Annotated in this window: 24 protein-coding genes and 4 pseudogenes; 25 read left to right on the top strand and 3 right to left on the bottom strand. The window is 55.6% G+C overall.

What is annotated here, in order from left to right; translation table 11 throughout:
• Positions 1-5: 5 nt before the first annotated feature.
• From LA5095_RS00185 to LA5095_RS00120, 13 genes are all read left to right on the top strand, one after another.
• A complete protein-coding gene (locus tag LA5095_RS00185; RefSeq protein ID WP_055110930.1) occupies positions 6-863 on the top strand; it encodes a fumarylacetoacetate hydrolase family protein in 858 nt (285 codons plus the stop codon).
• Positions 863-2,533, top strand: coding sequence for a bifunctional 3-(3-hydroxy-phenyl)propionate/3-hydroxycinnamic acid hydroxylase (locus LA5095_RS00180; RefSeq protein WP_055110929.1), 1,671 nt, complete (start codon positions 863-865; stop codon positions 2,531-2,533). The genes LA5095_RS00185 and LA5095_RS00180 overlap by 1 nt, the downstream gene beginning before the upstream one ends.
• A 26-nt stretch (positions 2,534-2,559) precedes the next feature.
• Positions 2,560-3,588: a TRAP transporter substrate-binding protein gene (locus LA5095_RS00175; RefSeq protein ID WP_055110927.1), complete on the top strand. Its 1,029-nt coding sequence runs from the start codon at positions 2,560-2,562 to the stop codon at positions 3,586-3,588.
• Complete coding sequence (locus LA5095_RS00170) at positions 3,578-4,123, top strand: TRAP transporter small permease (RefSeq protein ID WP_082442695.1); 546 nt, start codon at positions 3,578-3,580, stop codon at positions 4,121-4,123. The genes LA5095_RS00175 and LA5095_RS00170 overlap by 11 nt, the downstream gene beginning before the upstream one ends.
• A 3-nt stretch (positions 4,124-4,126) precedes the next feature.
• On the top strand, positions 4,127-5,446 hold the full coding sequence (locus LA5095_RS00165) for a TRAP transporter large permease (protein WP_055110923.1): 1,320 nt from the start codon (positions 4,127-4,129) through the stop codon (positions 5,444-5,446).
• Between the two features lie 607 nt (positions 5,447-6,053).
• Positions 6,054-6,878: a class I fructose-bisphosphate aldolase gene (locus LA5095_RS00155; RefSeq protein WP_055110919.1), complete on the top strand. Its 825-nt coding sequence runs from the start codon at positions 6,054-6,056 to the stop codon at positions 6,876-6,878.
• Entirely contained in the window at positions 6,878-8,026 is a 1,149-nt protein-coding gene (locus LA5095_RS00150) for a Gfo/Idh/MocA family protein (protein WP_055112515.1), read from the top strand. The genes LA5095_RS00155 and LA5095_RS00150 overlap by 1 nt, the downstream gene beginning before the upstream one ends.
• Positions 8,023-8,673 (top strand): D-lyxose/D-mannose family sugar isomerase, encoded by a 651-nt coding sequence (locus LA5095_RS00145; protein ID WP_055110917.1) that lies wholly within the window; start codon positions 8,023-8,025, stop codon positions 8,671-8,673. The genes LA5095_RS00150 and LA5095_RS00145 overlap by 4 nt, the downstream gene beginning before the upstream one ends.
• Positions 8,673-9,650 (top strand): carbohydrate kinase family protein, encoded by a 978-nt coding sequence (locus LA5095_RS00140; RefSeq protein WP_055110915.1) that lies wholly within the window; start codon positions 8,673-8,675, stop codon positions 9,648-9,650. The genes LA5095_RS00145 and LA5095_RS00140 overlap by 1 nt, the downstream gene beginning before the upstream one ends.
• A gap of 75 nt (positions 9,651-9,725) precedes the next feature.
• On the top strand, positions 9,726-10,682 hold the full coding sequence (locus LA5095_RS00135; protein WP_158510312.1) for a substrate-binding domain-containing protein: 957 nt from the start codon (positions 9,726-9,728) through the stop codon (positions 10,680-10,682).
• 56 nt (positions 10,683-10,738) lie between these two features.
• Complete coding sequence (locus LA5095_RS00130; protein ID WP_055110909.1) at positions 10,739-12,241, top strand: sugar ABC transporter ATP-binding protein; 1,503 nt, start codon at positions 10,739-10,741, stop codon at positions 12,239-12,241.
• The gene (locus LA5095_RS00125; protein WP_082442694.1) at positions 12,238-13,203 is read left to right on the top strand and encodes an ABC transporter permease; all 966 of its coding nucleotides are present in this window, start codon (positions 12,238-12,240) and stop codon (positions 13,201-13,203) included. Before LA5095_RS00130 ends, LA5095_RS00125 begins: the two co-directional genes overlap by 4 nt.
• The gene (locus LA5095_RS00120) at positions 13,200-14,201 is read left to right on the top strand and encodes a hypothetical protein (protein WP_055110905.1); all 1,002 of its coding nucleotides are present in this window, start codon (positions 13,200-13,202) and stop codon (positions 14,199-14,201) included. Before LA5095_RS00125 ends, LA5095_RS00120 begins: the two co-directional genes overlap by 4 nt.
• On the opposite strand, the gene LA5095_RS00115 is transcribed toward LA5095_RS00120, so the two are convergent.
• The 3 genes from LA5095_RS00115 to LA5095_RS33565 all read right to left on the bottom strand — a co-directional run bounded on the left by LA5095_RS00115 (position 14,164) and on the right by LA5095_RS33565 (position 16,519).
• The gene (locus LA5095_RS00115) at positions 14,164-15,171 is read right to left on the bottom strand and encodes a LacI family DNA-binding transcriptional regulator (protein ID WP_055110903.1); all 1,008 of its coding nucleotides are present in this window, start codon (positions 15,169-15,171) and stop codon (positions 14,164-14,166) included. The two genes, LA5095_RS00120 and LA5095_RS00115, sit on opposite strands and share 38 nt — an antisense overlap.
• 316 nt (positions 15,172-15,487) lie before the next feature.
• Positions 15,488-15,985, bottom strand: a complete 498-nt coding sequence (locus tag LA5095_RS00105) for a GNAT family N-acetyltransferase (protein ID WP_055110900.1) — start codon at positions 15,983-15,985, stop codon at positions 15,488-15,490.
• A 354-nt stretch (positions 15,986-16,339) separates the two neighbouring features.
• Positions 16,340-16,519, bottom strand: a complete 180-nt coding sequence (locus tag LA5095_RS33565; RefSeq protein ID WP_408009886.1) for a transposase — start codon at positions 16,517-16,519, stop codon at positions 16,340-16,342.
• Here LA5095_RS33565 and LA5095_RS33560 point away from each other — a divergent pair.
• The 12 genes and pseudogenes from LA5095_RS33560 to LA5095_RS00035 all read left to right on the top strand — a co-directional run bounded on the left by LA5095_RS33560 (position 16,490) and on the right by LA5095_RS00035 (position 25,821).
• Positions 16,490-16,699, top strand: a complete 210-nt coding sequence (locus LA5095_RS33560) for a hypothetical protein (protein ID WP_199485805.1) — start codon at positions 16,490-16,492, stop codon at positions 16,697-16,699. The genes LA5095_RS33565 and LA5095_RS33560 overlap by 30 nt on opposite strands.
• 288 nt (positions 16,700-16,987) lie before the next feature.
• A pseudogene (locus tag LA5095_RS32990) lies at positions 16,988-17,769 on the top strand (IS5 family transposase).
• Between the two features lie 39 nt (positions 17,770-17,808).
• Positions 17,809-18,276: pseudogene (locus LA5095_RS31755) on the top strand (ATP-binding protein); the annotation flags it as partial.
• A gap of 113 nt (positions 18,277-18,389) precedes the next feature.
• A pseudogene (locus LA5095_RS31750) lies at positions 18,390-19,200 on the top strand (helix-turn-helix domain-containing protein); the annotation flags it as partial.
• Positions 19,201-19,494: 294 nt separating this feature from the next.
• Positions 19,495-19,671 (top strand): hypothetical protein, encoded by a 177-nt coding sequence (locus LA5095_RS32590; RefSeq protein ID WP_158510311.1) that lies wholly within the window; start codon positions 19,495-19,497, stop codon positions 19,669-19,671.
• Between the two features lie 182 nt (positions 19,672-19,853).
• Complete coding sequence (locus tag LA5095_RS00065; RefSeq protein WP_199485804.1) at positions 19,854-21,161, top strand: reverse transcriptase domain-containing protein; 1,308 nt, start codon at positions 19,854-19,856, stop codon at positions 21,159-21,161.
• Between the two features lie 286 nt (positions 21,162-21,447).
• Positions 21,448-21,995: pseudogene (locus LA5095_RS31745) on the top strand (transposase); the annotation flags it as partial.
• A 102-nt stretch (positions 21,996-22,097) separates the two neighbouring features.
• Positions 22,098-22,904 (top strand): Arm DNA-binding domain-containing protein, encoded by an 807-nt coding sequence (locus LA5095_RS33490; RefSeq protein ID WP_082442692.1) that lies wholly within the window; start codon positions 22,098-22,100, stop codon positions 22,902-22,904.
• A gap of 155 nt (positions 22,905-23,059) precedes the next feature.
• Complete coding sequence (locus LA5095_RS33485) at positions 23,060-23,512, top strand: tyrosine-type recombinase/integrase (RefSeq protein ID WP_082442691.1); 453 nt, start codon at positions 23,060-23,062, stop codon at positions 23,510-23,512.
• The gene (locus tag LA5095_RS00045) at positions 23,505-24,152 is read left to right on the top strand and encodes a hypothetical protein (protein ID WP_144436245.1); all 648 of its coding nucleotides are present in this window, start codon (positions 23,505-23,507) and stop codon (positions 24,150-24,152) included. The genes LA5095_RS33485 and LA5095_RS00045 overlap by 8 nt, the downstream gene beginning before the upstream one ends.
• Positions 24,153-24,295: 143 nt before the next feature.
• The gene (locus tag LA5095_RS00040; protein WP_055110877.1) at positions 24,296-24,505 is read left to right on the top strand and encodes a helix-turn-helix transcriptional regulator; all 210 of its coding nucleotides are present in this window, start codon (positions 24,296-24,298) and stop codon (positions 24,503-24,505) included.
• On the top strand, positions 24,502-25,821 hold the full coding sequence (locus LA5095_RS00035; protein WP_055110876.1) for a phage/plasmid primase, P4 family: 1,320 nt from the start codon (positions 24,502-24,504) through the stop codon (positions 25,819-25,821). The genes LA5095_RS00040 and LA5095_RS00035 overlap by 4 nt, the downstream gene beginning before the upstream one ends.
• Positions 25,822-25,909 lie beyond the last annotated feature (88 nt).

Raw genomic sequence — 25,909 nt, 5'->3', positions numbered from 1 at the left:
AACAGATGAAATTTTTGAGTTTCTTGCGTGAAGGATCGAGCGGCTTCGGCGTGGTTGTCGACGGCGGCGTTATTGATCTTACAGGTCGGCTTTCTGGCGAAGTGGTGACACTGCGACAGGCAATCGCCGCCGAAATGCTGGGGGCAGCTGCCGATTATGCATCGGGTCGGCACCCGGACCTTGGCTGGTCGGACATCACCTTTCTGCCGGTCATTCCCGATCCTGCGAAAATACTCTGCATCGGGCTGAACTACCAGAAACACAAGCAGGAAACCGGGCGGCCGGATGTGGAATACCCCACGGTGTTTACCCGCTATGCAGATTCGCAGGTCGGTCACCGGCAGGCGATGATCAAGCCCGGCGTGAGCGAAAGATTCGACTACGAGGGCGAGATGGCCGTGATCATGGGCCGGGGCGGACGCAACATCCCTGCAGAAACAGCTTTGGGCCACGTCGCCGGTTACGCCTGTTACAACGAAGGGTCCGTGCGGGACTGGCAACGGCATACATTTCTTTTCACTCCGGGCAAGACGTTTCCCGGCACCGGTGCATTCGGTCCGTACATGGTCACCACCGACGAAGTGGGCGACTATACCAGGCTGCCCATTCAGACACGGCTGAATGGTGAAGTGATGCAGGATGCAAAACTTTCCGATCTCATTTTCCCGGTCGAGCAACTGATCGCGTATTGCTCCACCTTCACACCGCTGGCCCCGGGAGACGTCATCGTGTCCGGAACACCAGGGGGCGTCGGAGACAAGAGAACCCCGCCAGTCTACCTCTTCCCCGGCGATACGGTGGAGGTAGAGATTGGCTGCCTCGGCACTCTGCGAAACCCGGTCATGGGAGAGGATGCCGTGTAGTGCCGAAAAACGCCTCTGATACGGACGTGATCATTGTGGGAGCGGGCCCGACCGGGCTTCTCCTGGCCAACCTGCTGGGTACGATGGGCGTGCGCACAACAATCATCGAACGCAATGCCGGCACGGTTGATGAGCCTCGGGCCGTGTCCATCGATGATGAATCCATGCGCTCACTGCAGGCCGCAGGGCTTTCCGATGAAGTTGGTGCAATCTGTTCGCGCGGTTACGGGTCGATCTACAAGGGTCCGAACGGCAATGTTTTTGCAACGGTCAAACCGTTCATCAAGGAATACGGATTCGACAAGCGCAACGCGTTCCAACAGCCCGAGTTCGAGGCAATTCTGCGTGCCGCTCTCGAACGCCACGACAACGTCACCGCGCATTTCGAAACAGAGGTCACCGGATTTTCTCAGACATCCGAAGCCGTAAAGGCGGCCGTCACTTTTCCGGATTCAGAAAGCGGAACAGTGACCGGGAGCTACATGGTGGCCTGCGACGGCGGCCGGTCGGCAATTCGGAAGGCGTTGGACATCCCGATGGAAGGAACGACATTCGAGGAGCCCTGGCTGATCGTCGATCTGCTGTCCACGCAAAACAGATGCTTCCACACCGAGGTGCATTGCGATCCCTCTCGGCCAAGCATCACCCTGCCCGGCCCGAATGGCGTACGCAGGTACGAATTCAAGCTGCAAAAGGGTGAAAATCCGCAGCAGGTGACAGAGGAAACCTTTGTCCGCCGCCTGCTTGCAGAAACCGGACCCGATGCAAAGGAACCTATCCGGCGAGTGAGGGTCTATACGTTCCACGCCCGGATTGCAGAACGCTGGCGTGAAGGGCGCGTTTTTCTCGCAGGAGATGCTGCTCACCTGACGCCGCCATTCGCAGGGCAAGGCATGAACAGTGGACTGCGCGACGCGCATAGTCTGGCCTGGCGGCTTGCCGAAACCCTGCACGCAACCGGGTCGACCGATCTGCTGGATAGTTACCAAACCGAACGCAAGCCTCATGCCTGGTCGCTGATTCAGCTGGCACTGCGTATGGGTCAGGTGATGATGCCCGCATCACGCCTGCAAGGATCGTTGATCCGCGCGGGTTTTCACGCACTCGCGCTTTATCCACCCGCCCGGGATTACTTTGCGCAGATGAAATACAAGCCCAAACCACGATTTGAACAGGGGCTGATCCAGCATGGCGTTCGCCGGAACAAACATTCGGTGGTGGGTCGAATGATCCCGCAGCCAGTTGTTGCCGATCCGGACCGCACCCATCATCTGCTGGATGAGGTACTGCCCGACCGACCCGTTGTGCTGCTGTATTCCAAGGCGCCGGACACCGACCTTTCCGAAACGGCGCGGGCTCAATTCCGGAAACTTGGCGTTTCCATTGTTGGTCTTACTCCGGAATGCACCAACCCGGTTTCGGCGGACTTCCCGATTTACAGGGATCAAAGCCGGTTTTTCGCGTCCGAACCTTACAAATTCCATGTCGGACATGCCTTTCTTGTTCGGCGCGATCGATATGTCGCAGCGTCTGCACCGGTTTCCCGGGCCGATAGTTTGACTGAGATGATCTTGCGGCTCAGCCCGCAGCTGGAGCATGCGCAATCATCAGTCTCTGAACACATTTCCAGAAAAAAAGAGACGTCAGGTCCGATACCAAGAACTGCATAAATTGACTTCAGAGGAGGAGAAGCCAAATGTTGAAATTCAAAGGGTTGCTTGCAGCTGCGTTGCTAGGCGCAGGTCTTGCTGGAAGCGCGTATGCCGAGCCCGTCACGCTCAAGTTTCACTCGTTCCCGCCGATGCCTGCGAACTCCAATGCCAAGTTCGTCAAGCCGTGGGCAGAAAAGGTGAAAAAGGAATCAAACGGAGAAATCGACGTCGAGATGTATGTCTCGATGCAACTTGGCGGCAAGCCGCCACAGCTTGTTGATCAGGTTCGCGAAGGTGTTGTCGACATCGTCTGGACCGTGGGTGGATACACGCCCGGCCGCTTTCCGCACCTGGAAGCCTTCGAACTGCCATTCATGCCTGCCTCCGCCGAGGCGACCTCGCAGGCCGTGCATGAATACATGACAACAGTCGGAGCAGAAGACCTGAAGGACTACAAGGTCCTGGCAGTGTTCGTGCATGCCCCGGGGAAAATCCATACCAAGGACAAACTGATCAAGTCGGCCTCGGATCTTGAAGGCTTGAAAATGCGCGGTCCGACCCGTGTCATCAGTCAGATGCTCGGAGAACTCGGCGCAACACCGGTCGGGATGCCGGTTCCACAGGTTGCGCCATCGCTGTCCAAAGGTGTGATCGACGGCATGGTGGTGCCTTGGGAAATCATGCCTTCTTTCAAGCTCGAAGAACTGACCAAGTCGCACTCCGTCGTTACCGGGGACCGTGGTCTATACACAACTCCGTTCCTGTTCCTGATGAACAAGGCGAAATACGAGTCGCTCACCGATGAGCAGAAAAAGGTCATCGACGACAATTCAGGGCTGGCGCTGGCACAGATGGCCGGTCAGCTATGGGACAGCTTTGAGGCGCCTGCCCGCAAACTGGCCGAAGACGCAGGTGGAGAATTTCATGAAATCTCCGGAGCAGAACTTGAACAGCTTCAGGCCACCGGTGATGCTTTCGTTGAAGCCTGGATTGCGGAGGCAAACGAAAAAGGCATGGATGGTGCCATGCTGATCGACACCGCACGTAATCTTGTCACCAAGTATGACAATTGAACCAGACCGGTCGGACATGACATCCGGTCACCCCAAGCGCCCGATCGACCCGGTCGGGCGCATGCTGGAGCGTGTCGCGGTGGTCCTGGCGGGTCTCGGGGGCATTGTGCTGCTGGTCATCGTCAGCATCAGCTTTGTCTCCATCATTGGCCGTTTCCTCTTTTCCAGCCCCCTGTTGGGGGATTTCGAACTGGTCGAGATGGGCTGTGCAGTCGCGATTGCGTCCTTCTTGCCCCTTTGCCAGTTGCGCAGAGGCAATGTGATTGTGGACTTCGCCACCGCAGGTCTGCCACCACGTGTAAATGCTCTTTTGGACGGTTTGAGCGCGTTTCTGTATGCGCTGGTCGCGAGCTTTTTCACATGGCGCATGTACTACGGGGCACAGGACATGTTTCGTTACAGTGAAGAAACGATGTTGTTGCGGACACCGGTCTGGATCCCGTTCCTGCCCGTCGCGTTTTCTTTCTTCATTCTTTCAATCTGCTGCTTCTACACCGCGTACAACAGCTTCCAGCGCACAATGAGACGGATCTGAAGAATGGACCGCGAGACCCTTGGAATCGTCGCCTTTCCGGTGCTCTTCATCATGCTTGCCCTTCGTGTTCCGATCGGATTGGCCATGCTTGTCGTTGGCAGCGCCGGCACTGCAATGATTGCGGGCTGGTCACCCATCTTCTCTCAGGTCAAGACGAGTGCCTGGCATCTGTTCTCCAACTACTCGCTTTCCGTCATTCCGCTCTTTCTGCTGATGGGGAATTTCGCTTCGCGCACAGGCATGAGCGAAGCCTTGTTCAAATTCGCGAGTTCTTGCCTCGGCCACAGGCGCGGCGGCGTTGCAATGGCTGCCATTGGCGCCTGTGCAGGCTTCGGAGCGGTCTGTGGTTCTTCGCTGGCCACCGCTGCCACGATGGGCAAGGTCGCACTGCCGGAACTGCGCCGGCTTGGCTATTCCGGCTCGCTGAGCACAGGTGCGCTAGCTGCGGGCGGAACGCTGGGTATCCTCATTCCGCCTTCGGTCATACTGATCATCTATTCGATCCTGACCGAACAGAATATTGCGAAAATGTTCCTTGCTGCACTGGTCCCAGGCCTCCTCGCGGCCGGTGGCTATATCCTTGCAATCGCGATCTTTGTTCGGCTTTACCCGAGCTCGGGCCGCGCACGCGAACGGGTCTCGATGCTGGGGCGCCTGGGATATTTCAAGGATATCTGGCATGTCGTGCTGATCTTCACCTTCATGCTCAGCGGCATTTACCTGGGCTGGTTCACCCCGACCGAAGGGGCTGCCGTGGGGGCTGCCGGAACCGGACTCATTGCCGTCTTCAAACCGGACTTCGGATTTCGCGCGCTGATGGAAGTGATCGAAAGCACCGCGATCACATCGGCAATGATTTTTCTCGTGCTGCTCGGTGCCGAGTTCTTCAACGCCTTCATTGCACTCACACAGCTCCCGATCCTGTTGGCAAATTTCGTTGTCGATGGCAATTTCACGCCGCTTGTGGTCGTCGCCGCGATCCTCGTACTCTACCTGTTCCTAGGTTGCCTGATGGACAGCATGGCAATGATCCTGCTGACAATTCCCGTATTCTTCCCTCTCATCATGACACTTGATTTCGGAATGAGCCCTGAGGAAACGGCCATCTGGTTCGGCATCCTTACGCTGATCGTTGTGGAGGTAGGGTTGATCACGCCACCGGTTGGCCTGAACGTGTTCATCATCAACAAGATGGCGGTGGACGTCCGGATTTCGGACACCTTCAGAGGCGTGCTGCCCTTTCTGATCAGTGACATCATTCGCGTTGCGGTTCTGTTCAGCTTTCCGGCAATTACCCTGTTCCTGATCAGGCTCTTTCCCTGAACACCGGCGCTTCAGGGCGGTTGCGAGACCCCGAACGACCCCGCTCCCGCCGGCGTCTTGCCGCTCAACGTGTGAATGCGAAAGTGCGACCCAAGGGATTTTCGTCGGGTTGACTGGCTCCCGAGTACCAGATCGTTTTTGCTGTTGCCATCGATGAACAATCGCACATCAAGCCAAGTTCGTTTATCGCTGCCTTGCCCGTGCGTACGGCCAGGCCACGGTCGACTGCAAAAACAAAATACGACAAGGCCCTGCTGAGCCCCCCGGTATGAGGCAGCGAGCGCGAAGCCCGCTTTCTTCCGGCTCAAGCCGGAAAGATATTTTCCGGTTCCCGATGTTGGCGCTCCTGGCAAGCACAGGGCGCACCAGCAGATCATGACGCAAGGGTCCGAGTGCGCTGCTGGAAAAACAACGCGTATGCCTGAGGCGCCTGCACCGCCGTTTTCTCAAGATATCCGTTCTTCAAATGGGTTGGCGCGACCAGAAACTCGAGTCGAGTTGCCATGAATATGGAAACGATTTCATATTTCCATTGACACGTTCCACAGGCTTCGATTATGAAAATATGGTAACGTTTCCATAATGAGTGCATTGGAGAAATTTCAATATGAAAGCTGCGCGCATCAACCGTCTCTTTGGCATGTCCGGGAATTGTTTCGACGTCGCCATTGATCACGGAATGTTCAATGAAAAATCCTTCCTTGGAGGGATAGAGAACATGGCGGCAGCCGTTGAAGTCGTTGCGAAGGCTGCCCCGGATGCCATTCAACTCCCACCCGGCACCGCTCCGCTACTGCAAGCCCGGTCCGGCAAGGACCGGCCGGCACTCGTGCTGCGCACCGATGTCGCGAATGTTTACGGCACGCCACTGCCGACGGTGCTGTTTTCAGAAGTGATTGACCAACCTGTAGAGCAGGCTATCCGACTTGATGCGGCTTGCGTCGTGGTCAATCTGCTCAGCTTGCCGGATCAACCCGAAGTCTATCGTCAATGCGTTCGAAACATAAACGGGCTGAAACATCTTTGCGATCTGGCCTCCATGCCGTTGATGGTCGAACCGCTGGTGATGCAAGACAATGCCAGGGGCGGTTACATGGTCGACGGTGATCTGGACAAGATAGTGCCCCTGGTCCGTCAGGCCGTCGAACTTGGTGCCGATATCATCAAGGCGGACCCCTGCACCGATGTCAGCCAGTATCACAGGGTGATCGAGATCGCCCAGGGTGTACCCGTTCTGGTGCGCGGCGGCGGCAAGGTTTCAGACGAGGAAATCCTTACCCGTACATCGGAGCTGATGGTTCAGGGCGCACGCGGCATTGTCTACGGCCGGAATGTGATCCATCACCAAAAGCCTGCGGAAATGACGCGCGCGCTGATGGCCATCGTTCACGACGGTGCTTCGGTTGCCGATGCACTGGCATTGGTGGCTTGATCATGCAGACCATCCGATTTGGCATTATCGGTTGCGGCCTGATGGGGCGGGAATTTGCTTCAGCCGCCGCGCGCTGGCTGCATCTGACGGAGAGCCGTGCACGTCCTGAAATCGTCGGTGTTTGCGACACGAATGAAGCCCTTATGGGTTGGTTTTCAACCCATCTGCCGAATTTGAAACAGACAACAACGGACTTTCGGGAACTTCTGGCAAACCCCGACATAGACGCAATCTACTGCGCGGTGCCGCATTCCCTGCATGCAGACTTCTATCCGCAGATAGTTGCTGCGGGAAAACACCTGTTGGGCGAAAAGCCCTTTGGCATGGATGCCGGGCAAAATGCGACCATAACCAAAGCGATAGCCGACCACCCCGGCGTCCTGGTCCGCTGTTCCTCTGAAATGCCGTATTTCCCTGGCGCGCAACGGGTCATCGAATTCGTTCGCTCAGGCGCGGTTGGCGACATCCTGGAGGTGGAATCCGCGTTCTTGCACTCGTCGGATCTCAATCCCGACAAGAAAATCAACTGGAAGCGGATAGCCAGCGTCAATGGCGATTATGGCTGCATGGGTGATCTCGGCATGCATGTCTGTCACGTGCCCCTTCGTCTCGGCTGGAAGCCCTCATCTGTGCATGCAAGCCTCGTCAACCGGGTCACCGACCGCCCCGACGACAAGGGAAACATGGTTCCCTGCGATACATGGGACAACGCCACAATAACCGGCAGCGTTGAAATGCCCGGCGGCACCTTTCCTCTCGTTCTGAAAACATGGCGAATTGCACCGGGTGAATCGAATACCTGGTCCCTGCGGGTGCTCGGCATGAAAGGCTCGGCCCTGTTCACCACCAAATCGCCGCGGCAGTGGCAGTACATGCACTACGAGGCCGGTGGCGCGCAGGCCTGGCAGGTCGAGGATCTGGGCTATCAATCCCTGTTTCCAGCAATCACCGGAGGCATTTTTGAATTCGGATTTGCGGATGCCATTCAGCAGATGTGGGCTGCATTCATCGATGAACTGGCTGGTGGCGATGCGCGCGGTTTCCCCTGTGCCACCCCGGCCGAAGCGGCTGATCACCACGCCATATTGAATGCCGCGCTGGCGTCGGGACGAACCGGTCAGGTCCAAGACGTGGAATACAGCCAATGAACCGCTCCGAGATCAATCAGGCGCTCAGGGCGGCTGAAGAAACACTCGCCCGGTACAGCTGGGCCTTGCCGGACTGGGCATGCTGGTCGGTTGACGATCATCGCGTGAACGCGAGCCAGAGCAAATGGCTGCGGGACCGGCAACTCGGATGGGATGTCACCGATTTTGGGTCCGGTGCGTTCGCGGACCGCGGCCTGACGCTGTTTTGCGTCCGCAATGGTACGCGATCGCCGGGCGAACGACCCTATGCAGAAAAGTTGCTTTTTGTCGGCGTGGATCAGGAAACACCGTTTCACGCGCACAAACAGAAGCTTGAGGACATCATTGTCCGCGGTGGCGGGACGCTTTGCCTCGAGTTGATACCGGATGGCGCAGTTCTGGAAACAGCCGGGACAACTGTCCGGATCGATGGCATGCCTGCGCCCATGTTCGGTCATGTTCACCGATTGACGGCAGGTCAGAGCATTACGGTTCCACGCGGGGTCCAGCACCGGTTCTGGGGTGAAAAGGCGCCCGTCTTTGCAGCCGAGGTAAGCCAGTGCAACGATGACCTGACCGACAACTATTTCCTGGAGCCGTTAGGGCGTTTCAGTGAAATCCTCGAAGACGAGCCACCCTATCGCCAGCTCTGGAATGAGGTTGGGTGATGGCCGGTGGTCGCGGTGTGATTTGTGCAGGCAACTGGATCGTGGACATCATTCACGACATTCCGGAGTGGCCGGCAAAGTCGGATCTGGTCGTGATCACCGGGCAGACCGTCGGAGTGGGCGGCGGGGCCGCCAACGTCGCGTTTGATCTCGCTGCCCTCAAGAGCGACTACCCGGTTCTGCCCGTCGGATTGCTGGGTCAGGACGAGCATGGCGAGACCGTGCTTCAACACTGCCGGGCTGCCGGACTGAGTGTTGACTATCTCCAGTCGGTTCGCGAACTGCGTACGGCACACACTCATGTGATGAATGTCCCGGGTGACAGCCGCACCTTCTTCTATCACCCCGGAGCCAATTCGCATCTGGGCGTCGACAATCTGCCTATCGGTGCAATGGCTGCGCACGGTCCGCGGATCTTCTATCTGGGTTACCTGAACCTTCTGCCGCGTCTGGATGCCGTTGGATCTGATGGCCGCACTGGTGCTGCCGGAATTCTGGCGCAGGCACGGCGTCTGGGGATGCTGACTTGTGTGGATCTGGTGTCATCACTCAACGATAGCTATCGCGAGATTGTCTTTGGAACATTGCCGGAAATCGACTGGTTGTTCCTGAACGAGACGGAAGCCGCGCGCGCCACCGGCGTTCCTCTTGAAGGTGAAGCTGACCGGGAAAACATGGCGCTTGCAGCCACGCGGCTGTTGGAAGGCGGATTGCGGCAGGGATGCATCCTGCACACACCCAGACTTTCGCTCTGGAAAACGGCTGATCAGGAGCTCTGGTTCGACGTGCCGCAGCTTCCCAGATCGCAAATCATCAGCCCGGTCGGCGCAGGCGACGCGTTCGCGGCCGGCATTTTGCACGGATTGCATGAAAGCTGGCCCGCGCACGAATGCGTCCAGCTCGGAAACAAAATGGCCGCAGCATGCCTGCGCTCGCCAACGGCAACGGGAGGTATTCCTGCATTGAATCAGCTTTGACGCCCCGGGAGGCGGCGTTGCAGCCGATCAGTCACACGTAACATTGAATCTTAAAGGGAGGAAACGACGATGAAAATGAGCAAGAGAATTTTCCTGGGAGCATCTGCACTGGGCCTCACCATGGCAGTTGCAGGGTCCGCCCTGGCGCAGGATCAACGTGTCATCGCAAGTATTGTCTTCCAGGGCGACCAGTTCATGAAATCGCTGCAGCAAGGTGTACGCGAAGCCGCGGAAGCCCGGGGGGCAGAAGTGCTGGAATTGAACATTGATGGTGACCAGGCACGAGAGGCGCAGGCCATCGACACGTATATTTCTCGTGGTGTCGATGCAATTGTCATAGCGCCTTTGTCCGCCACCAATTCGGCAGGATCCCTGAAACGTGCTCGAGACGCGGGGATCACGGTTGTTGCCTTGAACGGCGGCCTGCAGGACAAATCCATCGCAAATGCGACTTTTTCGACTGCAAACTATGATCTTGGTGCGTCTTCCGGCAATGCAGCGGCCGCGTTCATCAATTCCGAACTCGGTGGCGAAGCACAGGTCGGCATAATGGCCTTCTCAAGCCTGCTTCCTGAACAAAGCGGCGCGCGCACCGGCGGGTTCAAGGATGCGGTATCCAAGGGCAACACCGTTACGGTCGTGACGGAACAAGATGCCTGGATGCCTGAAAAGGCCGTGCAGGTCGCCACAGACATGTTGACGGCAAACCCGCAGATCAATCTGCTGTATGCGGCAAATGAGGGCGGCACGGTGGGTGCGATGCAGGCGGTTCGCAATGCCGGCAAGGCGGGCAAGGTTTATGTGTTCGGCATTGACGGCTCGGAGCAACTCGCGCGTGGATTGATGGCCGGTGACAATGTCCTGCAGGCGACCACCGCGCAGTCGGCAAAAGATATGGGTGCCATGGGAGCCAATGCTGCTCTCGACCTTCTGGAAGGTGGCTCGGCGGAGGCGGAAACATCCGTTCCCGCATTGTTGCTCAGCCGTGCCGATCCGGATGGCATCGCCGCATTCGTGGAATCCCTGAAGTAAGCCGGTTCGGCCCTTCGCCAGATATCATGGCGAAGGGCCGGCAAAGGATTTCCGCTATGAGTAACCTTCATTTTGAGGGCCTGACCAAGCATTACGGTGCTGTCAAAGCCCTCGATCAATTCACACACAAGTTTGAAAGCGGACAAGTTCATGCGCTGATCGGCAAGAACGGCTCGGGCAAAAGCACCTTCATCAAAATGCTCGCAGGCGCCATCCAGCCGACAGAAGGACAAATGTTCCTGGACGGCCGGAAACTGGAATTCCAGAGCCCTGGCGAAGCCAACAGCGCGGGAATCGTCACGGTTCATCAGGAACTGTCCCTTGTTCCCGGTCTCAGCGTTGCAGAAAACATTTACCTGGGCAGGTTGCCAAAGCGCGGCCTGCTGGTGAACTGGAAACAGCTTTATGACGATTCCAGATCATTGTTGGCCGAAATAGGAGCCGAAATGATCGACCCGCGCGCGACAACAGGTGATCTGTCGATCGGGCGCCAGCAGATCGTCGAAATCGCAAAGGCGATGAGCCTGTCGCCAAAGATCCTGTTGCTTGATGAACCGACATCGGCACTGGCCCATGCAGAGGTCGGGCAATTGTTCGCACTGGTCGATCGTTTGCGGACGAGCGGTGTCACGATCATCTATATTTCCCACCGCCTCGCGGAATTACCCAGAATTGCAGATACCGTCACTGCGATCCGCGACGGAACGCTGATCGGCTCGGTGGCAATCGACAAGGCAAGCCCCAAGGTAATCCTGGACATGATGTTCGGCGAGTTGCCGCCTCTCCAACGACCGACCCGCCATATCGACAAAACGCATTCGGCCCTGTCGGTGCGCGATCTCGAACTGGCCCCATTCTTCAAGGGCGTCTCGTTTGACCTGCATCACGGTGAAGTTCTGGGAATTGCAGGAATGCTTGGGTCCGGACGCACCGAGTTGCTGCACACGATTTTCGGGGCGCGGCGTGCGGATGCAGGCAGGATCGCGGTCAAGGGCAATACAGTGTCCAACCCGTCGATCGCTACCATGAAGGCAGCAGGCATCGGATACGCTTCGGAGGATCGGAAGGCTTCAGGGCTTGTGCAATCTGCAGCAAGTCACGCCAATTTGTGTCGCGTCGGGCAGAAGCGGATCGCACCCAGCGGCTGGACCAACCTCGCTCTTGAAAGACCCTTTGTCGACAAACAGGTCGCCGGTCTGCATATCAAGATCGGGGACCCGATGGCCCCGGTGTCGTCTTTGTCCGGAGGCAACCAGCAAAAGATCGTCGTCGGCGGTTTGCTGAACAACGAGCCCGACATCCTGCTTTTTGACGAGCCCGGGCGCGGTGTCGACGTGCAGGCCAAACGCCAGATCTATGAAATCATCTGGGACATGGCGGCGCGAGGACTTGCCTGCATCGTGGTGTCAACGGAACTGGAAGACCTGACCGATTGCTGTGACCGCGTTCTCGTGCTGCACGAGGGCAGGCTGTCCGCCGAATTCCTAAACGAAGATCTTGACCCAAAATCACTTTACGCCGCCTGCATGACCGGCGATGACACCGGAGCCGCTGCATGACCAATACACATCTTGCGACGCAGTTGCGACGCCACTCGATGTTGCTGATACTGCTCGCACTTTATGTGCTTGTTGCCTTTACCGCCCGCGGTTTCATGACGATCGACAATCAGCTGAACATTCTGCGAAACATCGCGGTGCCGGGAATGATCGCATTCGGCATGGCACTGGTCATCATTGTCGGGGAGATTGACCTTTCGGTCGGTTCGATGGTCGCCGTATCCGCGTGCCTGACGGCCTGGGTTGTCGAAAAGGCGTCCGGCGACGCCTTCGAACCAGCCTGGTATTTTGTAGCTCTGGGCATCGCGGTTACCCTTTGTTTTGCGGGATTCGTCGGCTGGTTCAATGGAATGCTGCGTCAGCGGGTCGGCGTTCCGACCTTCATATCCTCGCTGGCGATGATGGCAACGCTGGCAGGAATGGCAAACCTGATCACCAACGGATCGGCAATAGAGGCCTTTCCCTCATGGTACTACATCATCGGCAGCGGCCGCTTTCTGGGTGTCCCGGTCCCGGTCTATCTCCTCGCAGTTGCCTTCGTTTTCACCTATGTGCTTGCGAATTTTACCACCCTTGGCCGTTCCATATATGCGGTCGGGGGCAACATGGAAGCCGCTCGGCTGTCGGGTATCGACATCTGGCGCACCAAGAAGATCTGCATGATCATCGTCGCGCTGTTCGCGGCGACCGGCGGGATCATCTATTCCTCCCTGATCAACTCCGGCAATCCAACAATTGCGCGCGGAATGGAGTTGGAGGTGATCTCGGCAGTCATCATTGGCGGCGTTAGCCTGTTTGGAGGGCGGGGATCAATCTGGGGCGCTTTCGTGGGAGTTCTGTTCCTCGGTGTATTGATAAACGCAATGACGCTCTGGGGATTCAACCCCTATGCCCAGCAGGTCGTCAGAGGTGCTTTGATCCTCGGTGCCGTTTTCGTCAACTTTTACATTGATCGCAAATGACAGGTTACAGAACACTGAAATGGGAGACCGGACAGGTCACGATGCAGAAACGCGGGGCCATGTTGCGCGATCTCAGTGTGAATTTGCCGGATGGACAGATCGTCCGTCCGTTGCACACGGCACCCTGGGTGGGAAAAGACAATGTCAGCGAACTGGACGGCCTGATGCAGGGATTGAGCGGCGAATGGCCTTGCGTCCCTTTCGGCGCCCGGCATGACGATTTGCCGCCGAGTTGGCCGAGATCTCTCGGCTGGGAAGATACGTTTGCACACGGATATGCCGCCCATCATGATTGGGAGATTTCTGCATCCGCCGGCAGTCTGGATGCACGGATCGAAATGCCCGCAGATCATCCCGTCCACTCACTGCGTCGCCGGGTACAGCCTGAGGCGAACGGGATCGTTCTTGATCTCTGGATCTTGCCGCGGCGCGATTGCAGATTACCTGTCGGACTGCATCCGGTTTTTGCACTTCCGGACGACCCGTTGCGGATGCGGGTCGAGGTAAGCGGAGCCACAAAGGTCATCGCGCATCCGGAAACACCACCGCCGGATCCAACTCCGGCACTCCCTGGCGCCGTGTCTGGGAGCCTGGACGTGGTCAGGGACACAACAGGCGGTGTCGTGGATTTCAGCAGGTTGCCGCACTCCGGTCAGAACGAAACCCGATTGATGGCACTGGGAGGGAACGGGCACGTCACGATTACAGATCAATTGACGGGAATTGCCACCAAGCTCTGTTACGATGCAGCCCGGTTTCCCTTTGTGATGTTGTGGATTTCCAACCGGGGCCGTGCCGCCGAACCCTGGTCAAGCCGTCATCTTGCCTTGGGTGTCGAGCCTGTTCGCGCCGCATTCGACCTCGGTACTTGCGTGTCTGCAGATGACAACCCCGTCTCGAGACTGGGCGAGGCAACGGCTTTTGATTTCGCCGCAAACCGTGAATTTCACACGACCTACACTATTTCGGTACACGAGCCGTCGACTGCCTCACGTTAAGCGTGACCGGCAAAACGACATCCTCCGCCGTTTTCCCCTTCTCCGGCGTCCGGATCATGCGCAACAATCCTGTAATCGCCTCGTTGGCAATCTGATCGATTGGCTGTGCGACAGTCGTCAGAGAGGGAAAAACGTAGGACGCCATCGGCGTATCATCAAATCCCGTCAATGACAGGTCGCGGGGTATCTCAATACCCAGTACCCGAGCCGCGTGCAAGATGCCTATGGCTGCCACGTCACTGGTTGCCACGATCGCAGTCGCGCGAGGCGTGCAACTGAGAACCTCGTGGCCGAGCGCGGCGCACCCCTGGACACTGTGTTCGGTCCCCAGCACCGTCCTGGGGGCCGGCAGTCCGGCCGTCTTGCAAGCCGCCGCTGCGCCAGCCGCACGCAAGATCACGGGTTCGGATTGTTTTGGCGCTCCAACGACCGAAATCAATTCATGCCCCAGGGTTATCAAATGCTGCGCCGCTATCAGCCCACCCAGATAGTGATCGGCGCGTACCGACTTCGCACCAATCTTGTCAAGCTGCCGGTCGAGCGCCAGAATCGGAATGCCGGCGTCCTGAAGCTTGGCAAAAACCTCCCCTTCACCGTCCACCGACGCAATCAGAACACCGTCCACCTGCTGGGCAAGCAACATGTCGACATATTTGGCTTCGTGTAACGGATCTTCCGCCGTTGAGCAGATCATTGACTGATAGCCTTGCGCAAACAGGGCCTGCTCCAGGCGATGCGCCAAACGTGCAAAGAAGTCGACCTTGATCGACGGGACCAGGATGCCGATCAGGTTGCTGCGTCCGCTGCGCATCATCCGCGCACCGGCATTCGGTCGATATCCGAGCTCGCTGATGGCTTTTTCGATGCGTTTACGCGTTGCTTCCGCGACATAGCCACTGTTGTTCACAACACGCGATACGGTAGAAACGCCCGCTCCCGCCTGACGGGCAATGTCCTTTATTGTGGCCATGTTGTCCCAATTCCACGCAGTTAACGCGATTCGCACCCGGCAAAAGCGTCATCCCGACTCATCAGCAGGTCCTGATAGATGAATGTGGCGGCTGAATGCACGATTATCCAGCCAAACTTTGAATTCTCCGACAAATCGGATCTGAAGCCCGGCAATCCCCTGATATTCACATGCCGGTCGGAATTCGCACAGATGGAGACCAACAGCACCCGAGTGAAATTTGAAATCGAGCTGAAGACGCCAGTCGAACACTGGCGTCCATAACCCGGTTTCCTGGTAAGGTCAGCTCATGTATTGAAGTGTGCGGTCGTCCATCTCAGTGGTTTGAAAGCCGCGCCATCTGGAGGGCATCGCAATAGCCTTCTTCGGTGCGCACAAAGTCCCGCATTACACCTTCTTCCTTGAACCCGAGAGCCCGGTAGAGTTCGATCGCACGCGTGTTGTCGACCCAGACGATCAGGCTAATCCTCCTGATCCTGTAATAACCGTCGCACAGGCGGATCAACACCCCGATTAACGCACGGGCGACACCCTTGCCCTGGCTCCGTTCACTTGTGACAACCATGTTCAGTTCCGCCGAGTGTGACGCGCGCGGAACGTTCGTATTCAAGACAAGTTCAGCAAATCCGGACACTTCTCCATCACTCGCTGCGACGAGTTGCACCAGGTTCGGATCCGGGGCCAACCGGTCTTCAGTGTTCTTGAGCCTCATGTGTCGCAGGCGCATCGTTCCAAGAACAACGTGAGGGCTTGTCAGGATTGCGTGCAATGCTGGCGCGTCCGCAGGTTCTGCATGGCGTATCGTGAAAGTCATGAAACCCTCCTTCGAGCGTCGCGGCTGTTCGACGAAACGGCCGCTGTTTGAATCAACATAGGTCCGATCATATCGGAGTGCCCAAGTGGATAATCTGCTCGCGCGCACCTGTATAGCCAACAAGCCTCGAGTGCCTCGATAAAAGTCCGGTTCGTTGTGCACCGGTCCGATCTATGCGTCTCATTTCACCGTCATCTCGCAGTTTCAGGCCAGGTTTTCAGAAAGCGACGCGATATGGTTCGCTGGTATGCGGCTCGGCCCAGATTGTCCGCGCATTCTTATTAGCGACCGCGACGGTTGCCCAGTTGTAGCCGCGTCGTTCCCGAAGTTGGTTGACCCATTGATTGTGCAGATTTAATTTGCTGAAGGCTGTTCGCACCTCAGCTTTTGCTCCCTGTCGAGCAAGCTACGCAGATGTTGGTTACCGCGCTTTGACATGCCCATTAGGGTGGATCTATCACCGCTGGAGTGTTGTTTGGGAACAAGACCGACCCAAACAGCAAGATGACGACCTTTGTTGAACTCATCGCCGATCGCTGCGCCAATTGCAGTGGCCGTTTACGGGCCAACGCCTTTGATCTTGGCAGTGCGCTGGCAGGTCTCGTACTGCCGGAAGACCCGGTTAATCTTCTTATCAAAGCTGGAGATCCGACGATCGAAATCACGGAACAGATCGTAAAGTTCAGCGATTGCATCACGAGCCAAAGGCGATAGTTCATTGCCCTGATTAGACAGGACATCGGGGGTCAGACTTCATGCTCTGGTAATGCATTTAGCCATGGCAAGGCCGCGGTCGAGCAAGTGCGTGCATATCTGGCCGTCGACAGCCGTGCGACGATTGACCACACATTGTCTGGCGCGGTGAAGCGCTTGAAAGTCCTGTTGCTCAATGCTCTTCTTCGTCACTAGGGGATTTTGGGGCTGAAGTGCTAGGTCCTGTTGAGAAAGTGGATTCCCAAATCAGCTAAGCTGTGTTTCAAGACTGTCTTTTAGGAGGCAGTCTTGGCACGTGGCGATTTGACAGACGCAGAATGGGAATTGATTGAAGCATTGCTTCCTTCGGAGCGAGGCCGAAAGTCCCGCCCGGCTCAGGATAATCGTCGTTATTTGAACGGCATGTTGCATGTCCTGCGTGTTAGCTGCCCTTGGCGGGACATGCGTGAGCGTTACGGGAAATGGAACTCGGTCTATGTCCGGTTTCGCAGATGGGCGGAGCAAGGCGTTTGGGAAGGGTTGCTGGAAACACTGATGGACCTCGGGCTTACTGATGACTGGCAACACATGATCGACAGCACCACAGTCCGCGGCCACAGTCAGGCAGCAGGCGCTAAAGGGGGACTCATAAGGAGGCTTTTGGTCGATCACGCGGCGGCTTTACGACGAAAATCCACGCCATAGCAGACGGTCAAGGACGCCCTCTCGGCTTTGTCCTGACAGGCGGCGAGATCTCCGACTACAGTGCCGTTCCAGCCCTTCTGGAGATGCCTTGCAGCAAGCCCCGACTGTTCCTGGCCGACAAGGGATACGATGGCGATGTCGTGCGTCAAAGCTTGCTGCTCGTTGGTATCAGCCCGGTCATTCCGCCAAAGTCAAACCGCAGGGAGCCGATACCTTGCGATTTCCGAGCCTACAAGGACAGGAACCGGATAGAGCGAATGTTCAACAAGGTCAAACAGTTCCGCAGGATTGCCACCCGATACGACAAAACCAAAAGATCCTTTGCCGCCTTCCTCAATCTCGCAGCCGCACGCATCTGGTTACGCGACTTTGTCAACAGAACCTAGCGTACAGATCGCTTCCGCATCGTTGCCATCATTCTTTTGACGGCCGAGCGGGGACTTGGATCCGTAGCCTATCAGCTCAAGGTGACACACTTACCCGCCTACCGGAATCTGAACGGCTTCGACTTAGCCAGAAGTGAAGTCAACGAGGTGCTCATGCGCCAACTTCACCGCTGCGAGTTCATAGAGCAGGCTCGGTATGGCTTCTTCCTAAGGGGATCCGAAACCGGAGTGGCTCATCTTGCAACAACTCTCGGCATCCAGGCCATTGAATATTATCTCAAGCGTTTCCGCTTCTTCTCCACCGTTGAACTCGTCAATGTGCTGGAACAGGAAAGAGCCTAGGGCAAAGCAGGACAGATCGCCAACCGACTCGTCCTTTCAGATCTTGTCATCCTCAACGAGCTGAGATACTTGCCGTTCAGCGCATCAGGCGATTCTCTGCTCTTCCATCTCCTGAGCAAACTCCATGAGCGCACCAGCGACATCATCACCACCAACCTTAACTTCTAGGAATGGGCAGCCGCATTTGTCGGCTGTTCCCCGTCAGCACCTATGGGTCCAGATAGGCTGATTGCGTAAGGGAGAGGTTGTAGCTCATCTTCACCATACTGGAGTGAAGCATGAGACAGAAGAGCGAACGTCTCCGGGATGCGGCAGATCGCACGGTGAAGGACATTCGGCGCAAGACGCGCAAACGGTATTCCTCTGAAGACAAGATTCGGATCGTACTGGCAGGCCTTCGTGGCGAAGATAGCATAGCGGAGTTGTGTCGCCAGGAAGGCATTGCGCAGAGCCAGTACTACAGTTGGTCGAAGGAGTTCATGGAAGCTGGGCGTAAGCGTTTGACTGGTGACACAGCGCGGGAAGCCAACACAGGTGAAGTGCAGGACCTTCGTCGTGAAGCTCACGATTTGAAGGAGGTGGTTGCAGAACAGGCACTCGAGCTCCGTTTGCTCAAAAAAGCATGCTGGGGGATGGGGACAACGACGAATGAGATATCCAGCGTCTGAAAAGCTTGAGATCATTCGGCTGGTGGAGCAGTCCCACCTTCCAGCCAAACAGACCCTCGACATGCTTGGCATCCCTCGCACCACGTCTTACCGCTGGTATGATTGTTATCAGAACGGTGGCCCAGAAGCGCTGGAGGATCGTTCTCCCCGATCACCAAGGATCTGGAACCGCATTCCCGATGATATCCGCGGGCGTATTGTTGCCCTGGCATTGGCAGAGCCCGAACTATCACCACGAGAATTAGCTGTGCGGTTCACCGATACGCAGCAGTACTTCGTATCGGAAGCCTCCGTGTATCGTCTCCTCAATGCCCATGATCTGATCACAAGCCCAACCCTTTTTGTGGTCATCAAGGCTGCCGATGAGTTCTGCGACAAGACCACCGCCATCAACCAGATCTGGGTAACGGACTTCACTTACAGTGCGCCTCGTCCCGGATCGTCCAGGGTGCAAATCACCGGAATGCATTGAGAAAGGAGGAATGGAAGATTGCCTTGTCCCCTGCTGTGGGGGGCATGAGCCCAAGCGGCGGTGACCTGCTGCCAACTGGCAGGGTGACGTAGCCCGTGGAAAAAGGGGACTGAGGCGAAGCCGTTACGCCGAGATGGATCCCGAGGCTGAAGTATTGGAAGGCTGAGGAACACGAACCGGTTCACCCGCATCTGAGGGCTGGAATGTCGCCTCCGCCTACACGGTTTAATAGGTGGAATGCTGATGATGACGCTTGATAGGTATATCGGCGTACATCCGAACGTGAGCGTAGACGTAGGAAACTCGCGAGAGGTTATGGGGAGAATGCAGCCAGACCACGGCATCGGCATCGACTTGCGGAACGCAAGGGAAAAGACGGCGACCGGCAACCTCACCAATACGACGACGTCCAGCATTTGAACGAGGGAAGGCATGATGGAATGTCCACGATGTTCTACATCGCAAGGGAGTTGACCCTGATGTCCATCATGCTGGTGGATTTCCCTTAGTAATTCGAGGCGGGGAAAGCCTGTCACATGGTGAAGGGGAACAGTTCAATCTGCTTGGAGTGCAAATTACTTGACCAAATGAGGTGAAAACCTTTGATAATCAGCGAAATGCAGCACAAGCTCGCAACATGGGCCGAGCCCGATCAGAACCGGCGGTTCGATCGCCTTCTTCGGCACATTGCCGATCGGGAATGGCTTGCCGAGGCCGCCCGGACCGTTCTGGCGTCAAGCGGCGCCCGGCCCCAGGGTGTTGGCGGAATAGACAAGCAACGGATGGAGGCCGGGCTGGTCAACCATCTGGCCGACTTGCAGATTGACCTGCTGAACGGCACTTATCGTCCAAAGCCGGTCAAGCGGATCTATATCCCGAAAGTCCCCTTTTCGAGTTCGAGGGGCAAGATACGACCACTGGGTATACCGACCCTGACAGACCGCATCGTCCAACGCGCCATGTTGATGGCCATGGAGCTGATATGGAAAAGCGACTTCCATCGCCTGTCCTATGGCTTCCGGCCGGAACGCAACGTGCATCATGCTGTCCGCACCGTGAAGATCCAGCTTCAGGATGGCAGTGGCACGAAGGGGCGCTGGATCATCGAAGGTGATCCGGCGAGCTACTTCGGCACCGTCCATCACCCGCTGCTTCTTAGATGCGTACGGCGGCAGGTGCGGGACGGACGGTTTGTCGGTCTCCTCTGGCGTATTCTCAAGGCGGGTCACATTGACCGTGGCTTGTTCAAGGCTGCCAGCGAGGGTGTTCCGCAAGGTGGCGTTCTGTCACCGCTCATGTCCAACATCATGCTCCATGAGTTCGATGCCTGGCTGGAGGCGAAATACCTTAACCGGAAAGCCCGTAAGGATCGCTCGGCATGGAACTTTGGCATTCAGCAGGGACGACCCATTACGGTTCGGGAGAACCGGCAATGGAAACCTGCCGTTGCCTATTGTCGCTACGCCGATGACTTTATCATCATCGTCGAAGGGAAGAAGGCTCATGCCATGGAGATCCGCGAGGAATGCCGAGCCTTTCTGGAAGGCTGCCTGAAGTTGACGTTGAATATGGAGAAAACCCATATCACCCACGTCGACGACGGGTTCGTCTTTCTGGGGCACCGGATCATTCGCAAGCGAGGATCGAACGGACGCATGTCCGTTGTCACGACGATACCCAGGGAAAAGGACAAGGCATTTGTCCGCAAACTGACCGAGACCCATTCCGGCAATCACAGTGTCAGTACGGTCGATATGATCACGAGTCTGAACCGCCAATTGGCGGGATGGGCGGCGTCTACAAGTTCACCGACTTCAGGGCGTATGTCTTTCGGCGCATCGATCATGTCGTATTCTGGAAAATGGCGTACTGGCTGGGGCATAAGTATCGGAGTCGTATCAGACCCTTGATGCGGAAGTGGTTCAGAGCCCCGGAACCGGGCAAGGCGCAAATCTGGCTCGTTTACGGTCGGAACGAACGTGGCGAGGCCATCGGAAAAGACTTGAATCGGCTTGTCTCAACCCCAAAGGCGCAATCCGGAGGCCAATCCATACATCTTCCGGAGTGAAACCCGCAGCACCGTCACCTCTCGCGACCATGATGTTGCTATGGCCATGGGCCAAGTTTGAATGGAGAGCCGTATGCGCTGAAAGGCGCGCGTACGGTTCGGGGAGGAGAAGCGCAAACGCGCTTCTTACTCCACTCAAGATCATTGGCTGGGGCTGGTACTACCTGAGCAAAATCTGGATGACTTCTCGCGATACGTTGTCGCCTGGAAGCTCTGCACGACCATGCAGGCTACCGACGTCACAGACACGCTGGAACTGGCATTCCAAGCATCCGGCTGTGATCAGGTTGCCGTTCGGCACAAACCCCGCCTGCTGTAGGACAACGGCGCGAGTTACATCTCTGGTGAACTGGCTGATAGGCTCAACGAGCAAGATATGGATCACGTGCGTGGTGCACCTTACCATCCTCAGACCCAAGGAAAGATAGAGCGCTGGCATCAAACCATGAAGAACCAGATCCTGTTGGAAAACTACTTCTTGCTCGGTGATCTCAACGCCAGTATCGAACGCTTCGTTACTCACTACAATCATCAGCGCTATCATGAGAGTCTCGGCAACCTCACACCCGCCGATGTGTACTTTGGGCGATGTGAAACCATCCTACTCGAATGCAAAAGGATCAAACGAGACACAATCAATCAACGGCGTTTGCAATACCGCAATCAAGCCGCATAAAATCAACCAACAAGATGGGCCAATCTTTCCGCTAAATCACGCGGCTATCTGTTCCAAATACCCCGACGACGGACTAAATATCGATTTCTTGTTAATCACAAGATGGTACAGACGACTGGGTTCGAACCACCGAGCTTCGGAGCCACAATCCGACGCTCTATGTGTAGCACTACGTCTCATCGGATATCAAGACATCCAAAACATTTATATTTTTCAATATGTTATTTTATTTTTCCTTCTCAACATGACTCAAAGTGTGTATATTCAAGTCACCTAGTCTCACGTGTTTTTTACCCCGAGCGGCCCCCCAATATGCCATCAAATTCACTTAGCGATATTCGACTTCGTAGAATCAAACCGCCAGCCGTCGGTCGATCAGAGCTGTCCGACAAGACTGTCCCCGGCCTGAAATTTCGCATCACGGCAAACGGGAGAAAAACTTGGAGTGTGCAAGTCAATATCGACGGTCATAAGCGCAGGTTCACTATAGGTGAGTATCCAACTGTCGGCCTCGCAGAGGCACGCAAAGAGGCCCTGAGGCTGCGCGTAGAGGCCTATCACGGCCGCGACCCAATCAAAGAGAGGCGCGAAAAAAGAAAGGCGCGCGAAGCAGACACACGCACTGTCAGCGACGCAATTGACGAGTACGCGGAAAGGCAACTAGTGCCAAACTTACGCACAGCGAGGGAACGCGAAAGCCAGCTTCGAAGCGCACTTGCAAGCAAGGCCTCAAGCCAAATCTCAAAGTTGACGAGAAAAGACTTGCAAACAGCCATCGACCGCAAAGCCACAGAAGGTGCACGTTATGCTGCGAACCGCATAAGAGCTGCACTTGTCGCGTTTTCGAAGTGGTGCTGGCGTCGGGGTTACATCATTGAAGATATTGGCATTGGAACCAGCAAGCGGTGACCGAACGACCAAGAGATCGAGTACTGTCGATAGCAGAAGTTCAAAAGATTATGGAGGCCTCGTTTCAGCTAAATGGATTCTGGGGGCCACTGGTTCGCATTCTAGCGCTCACTGCGCAACGCCGGGGTGATGTCGCTGGGATGCGGTGATCAGAGATTGACTTTGAGCATCGGCGTTGGTCCATTTCAGGAAGCCGAACGAAAAATCGCCGTATGCATATTGTATACCTCTCGGATCCAGTTGTTCGAGAACTCGAAGCTCTCAATGCTGAATCTGAACCCGGTTGCGATTTCGTTTTTACCACCACGGGCAAAACGCCCGTGAGCGGTTTTAGCAAGCTTAAGACACGGCTAAACTGTTTAGTGGATCTATCCGACTGGCGTCTCCATGATATTCGCACTGCTTTTGCTTCGGCGCTGTGTGAGCTTGGAGAACCGGAGGGAGTTGTGGATCGAGTGTTGAGTCATATGGCAAGCGGGTCTGCACCTTCGGCTGTCGCTCGCGTCTACAATCAGTCCGAATACCTTAATCAGCGAGCTGGTGCTCTAAGTCGATGGGCTGACCTAATCGTCGCGCAGACCACAATCGAAACTGAGCTCCATGACTGAACAGAATTGCAGCGATTTTCCAACGCAGATGGAAAGATTACTTCACGAGCTATACAGTTCCTACCTGCCGGGAATCGATCAATCATGCGCGCGCGAAGATGCGCAAAAATCTATGTCTTTTGGAGCCATAACCGATGCAGGCGATCCAGATGCCAAATACTATATCGAGAGCGCCAAGCAAATTAATGCTGCCGTAAAAGCACTATCTAAAGTCGAAAACCACCTATCAAAGCTAGACAAAAATGTATTACTTACACTTGCAAACCACTCAATTACACTTCAAAACATCTATGAAAATTCAGAAGAACCTATTACGCACAAAGAACTGTTCTTAATTTTGGCGGAAGAGCTAAAAACTGGCCTGAACGCTATCGAAGAAACCAAAAATCTTTACTGGCCAGGTAAAAGAAAACCAAGGAACGCGATGGCGTACAAGGTCGCCCTCGTAATAGGCGCCTGGTGCTACGAGCGAACTGGCGCGATACCTGGCACAGGACATGGAAATGAGACAAACAAACCGACACCGTTCAACAGGGCAGTCAAGCAAGTATTTAAGCTGATGGGTTTTCATATCGATTCACGACTTCCTTGCGCGAAGGCGGTCGAGGAACTCAAACAAAAACACAGCCGCCAATCGTAATTCCAACATATACACTTAATCCAATTTTCTTTGTGTTTTTTGTATTTCTACGCAGACGTGAAATTTTGGGAAAGTCATGGGGCCGGATGTAGTCCCATGTTGTCATCCGGTGCTTCAAACTCAACACGAGAAAGGCACCATCGATGTATAAGCATCAAGATAAGCTCGTTGATATCTCTGAATTGTCTTCTGCTTTGGGCGGCATTAGTCGATCTACGATTTATCGACACATCAACAAGACACAAGGCTTCCCAAAACCTATCAAAATCGGATCACTCACCCGCTTTAAAGCGTCAGAGATCGAGCAATTCATCGTCTCCCAACGCCACGCACAAGAAGGCATTGAGAAATGAGCTCAAAAAACGTTGACAGATTAAGCTCGCCGCTCACGCAGGACGGACTCGCTCGGGACTTTGTTGACAAGTGTCAGACTACGCTTCGATATGATCATGTGCGTGGCAGATGGTTCCGGTGGAATGGCGCGGTTTGGGTTGAAGACCGCACCTTGGCAACATTCAACGACATAAGAGAATACATCGATCTGTGTACGGAGACTCATAAGTTATCGATGCGGAAGGCCGCGTTTGCGCGGGGTGTTGAGCAGTTCGCGCTTGCTGATCAGCGTATTTCTGTAACGTCTGAAGCCTGGAACTCTGATCGCATGCTACTGGGTACGCCGGGCGGCACTGTCAATCTTCGCGACGGCTCGATGAAGAAAGCTGATCCCGCCGACTTGATCTCAAAGTGTACGTCTATCAGCCCGGCGGACACTGCGGACTGTCCAAGATTTCTCCAATTCCTTGACGAAGTGACCGGTGGAGACCAAGAGATGCTTGCCTATCTGCAGCGTCTGTCAGGATACGCACAAACTGGTGAGACAAGCGAACAGATCCTGTCCTTTATCTATGGACCAGGCGGAAACGGTAAATCAGTTTTCATAAATATTTTCAAAGGAATATCAGGCAGTTACACCGAAGTCGCAGCGATAGAAACGCTCACAGTTTCAAGGTTTGATTCACATCCTACTGGACTTGCAAAACTCCATGGCGCACGCGCTGTTGTGGCGTCAGAGACTGAGGAAGGCCGCAACTGGCGGGTAAGCTTGATCAAGCAATTGACTGGCGGTGACCCAATTTCGGCAAGATACATGCGACAAGACTACTTTGATTTTGTTCCACAGTTCACCTTGATAGTTGTGGGGAATCACGCGCCAGGATTTGGAGCAATAGACGAGGCGATCAAGCGCCGTATCCAAATTGTTCCTTTCGACAAAACGCCCAAGGTGGTGGACAAGAGTCTTGAGGAGAAACTAAAGGAAGAATGGCCAGGCATCTTACGCTGGATGATTGACGGTGCAGTCAATTGGTACCGCGAGGGATTAAGTCCGCCCCAAAGGGTCGAAACTGCCACGCAAGAATATCTTGAACAGGAATACGTCTTCGGCCAATGGCTGGCAGAATGTTGTGAAATTAATGCTGCCGGTTTTGTGCCAGTGCGAAACGCGTTCCTTTCCTGGAAAGACTTTGCGCACGAGAGGAACCATGATCCTGGCAACGAGCGTTCCTTTTCACCGAAGATGGTGAAAAACGGATTTGTGAAAACCACCAAGAGCGTTAGCCGCAAGTCAACAAAGGTCTGGACTGGACTCAACATTGTCGCAAACCGATAGGCGTCGCCGCATAAACACGCAACCAAATCTGGACTGCCGCAAGCTTCAAAAAGAGAAGGAAGGTTGGCAGCCCGCTTCTTGGAACGGG

This window comes from Roseibium album (assembly GCF_001404515.1).
GTDB lineage: Bacteria > Pseudomonadota > Alphaproteobacteria > Rhizobiales > Stappiaceae > Roseibium > Roseibium album.
Note: the sequence above shows the minus strand (reverse complement) of the source record. Positions and strands in the feature narration are given on the sequence as shown.

Coding starts and splice junctions, on each gene's coding strand:
- LA5095_RS32590 (WP_158510311.1), top strand. CDS start 19,495: ATGATGACGCTTGATAGGTATATCGGCGTACATCCGAACGTGAGCGTA.
- LA5095_RS00170 (WP_082442695.1), top strand. CDS start 3,578: ATGACAATTGAACCAGACCGGTCGGACATGACATCCGGTCACCCCAAG.
- LA5095_RS00035 (WP_055110876.1), top strand. CDS start 24,502: ATGAGCTCAAAAAACGTTGACAGATTAAGCTCGCCGCTCACGCAGGAC.
- LA5095_RS00175 (WP_055110927.1), top strand. CDS start 2,560: ATGTTGAAATTCAAAGGGTTGCTTGCAGCTGCGTTGCTAGGCGCAGGT.
- LA5095_RS00120 (WP_055110905.1), top strand. CDS start 13,200: ATGACAGGTTACAGAACACTGAAATGGGAGACCGGACAGGTCACGATG.
- LA5095_RS00185 (WP_055110930.1), top strand. CDS start 6: ATGAAATTTTTGAGTTTCTTGCGTGAAGGATCGAGCGGCTTCGGCGTG.
- LA5095_RS00125 (WP_082442694.1), top strand. CDS start 12,238: ATGACCAATACACATCTTGCGACGCAGTTGCGACGCCACTCGATGTTG.
- LA5095_RS00165 (WP_055110923.1), top strand. CDS start 4,127: ATGGACCGCGAGACCCTTGGAATCGTCGCCTTTCCGGTGCTCTTCATC.
- LA5095_RS00105 (WP_055110900.1), bottom strand. CDS start 15,985: ATGACTTTCACGATACGCCATGCAGAACCTGCGGACGCGCCAGCATTG.
- LA5095_RS33490 (WP_082442692.1), top strand. CDS start 22,098: ATGGTACAGACGACTGGGTTCGAACCACCGAGCTTCGGAGCCACAATC.
- LA5095_RS00135 (WP_158510312.1), top strand. CDS start 9,726: ATGAGCAAGAGAATTTTCCTGGGAGCATCTGCACTGGGCCTCACCATG.
- LA5095_RS00145 (WP_055110917.1), top strand. CDS start 8,023: ATGAACCGCTCCGAGATCAATCAGGCGCTCAGGGCGGCTGAAGAAACA.
- LA5095_RS00040 (WP_055110877.1), top strand. CDS start 24,296: ATGTATAAGCATCAAGATAAGCTCGTTGATATCTCTGAATTGTCTTCT.
- LA5095_RS00155 (WP_055110919.1), top strand. CDS start 6,054: ATGAAAGCTGCGCGCATCAACCGTCTCTTTGGCATGTCCGGGAATTGT.
- LA5095_RS00140 (WP_055110915.1), top strand. CDS start 8,673: ATGGCCGGTGGTCGCGGTGTGATTTGTGCAGGCAACTGGATCGTGGAC.
- LA5095_RS00130 (WP_055110909.1), top strand. CDS start 10,739: ATGAGTAACCTTCATTTTGAGGGCCTGACCAAGCATTACGGTGCTGTC.
- LA5095_RS00045 (WP_144436245.1), top strand. CDS start 23,505: ATGACTGAACAGAATTGCAGCGATTTTCCAACGCAGATGGAAAGATTA.
- LA5095_RS33560 (WP_199485805.1), top strand. CDS start 16,490: ATGACGACCTTTGTTGAACTCATCGCCGATCGCTGCGCCAATTGCAGT.
- LA5095_RS00115 (WP_055110903.1), bottom strand. CDS start 15,171: ATGGCCACAATAAAGGACATTGCCCGTCAGGCGGGAGCGGGCGTTTCT.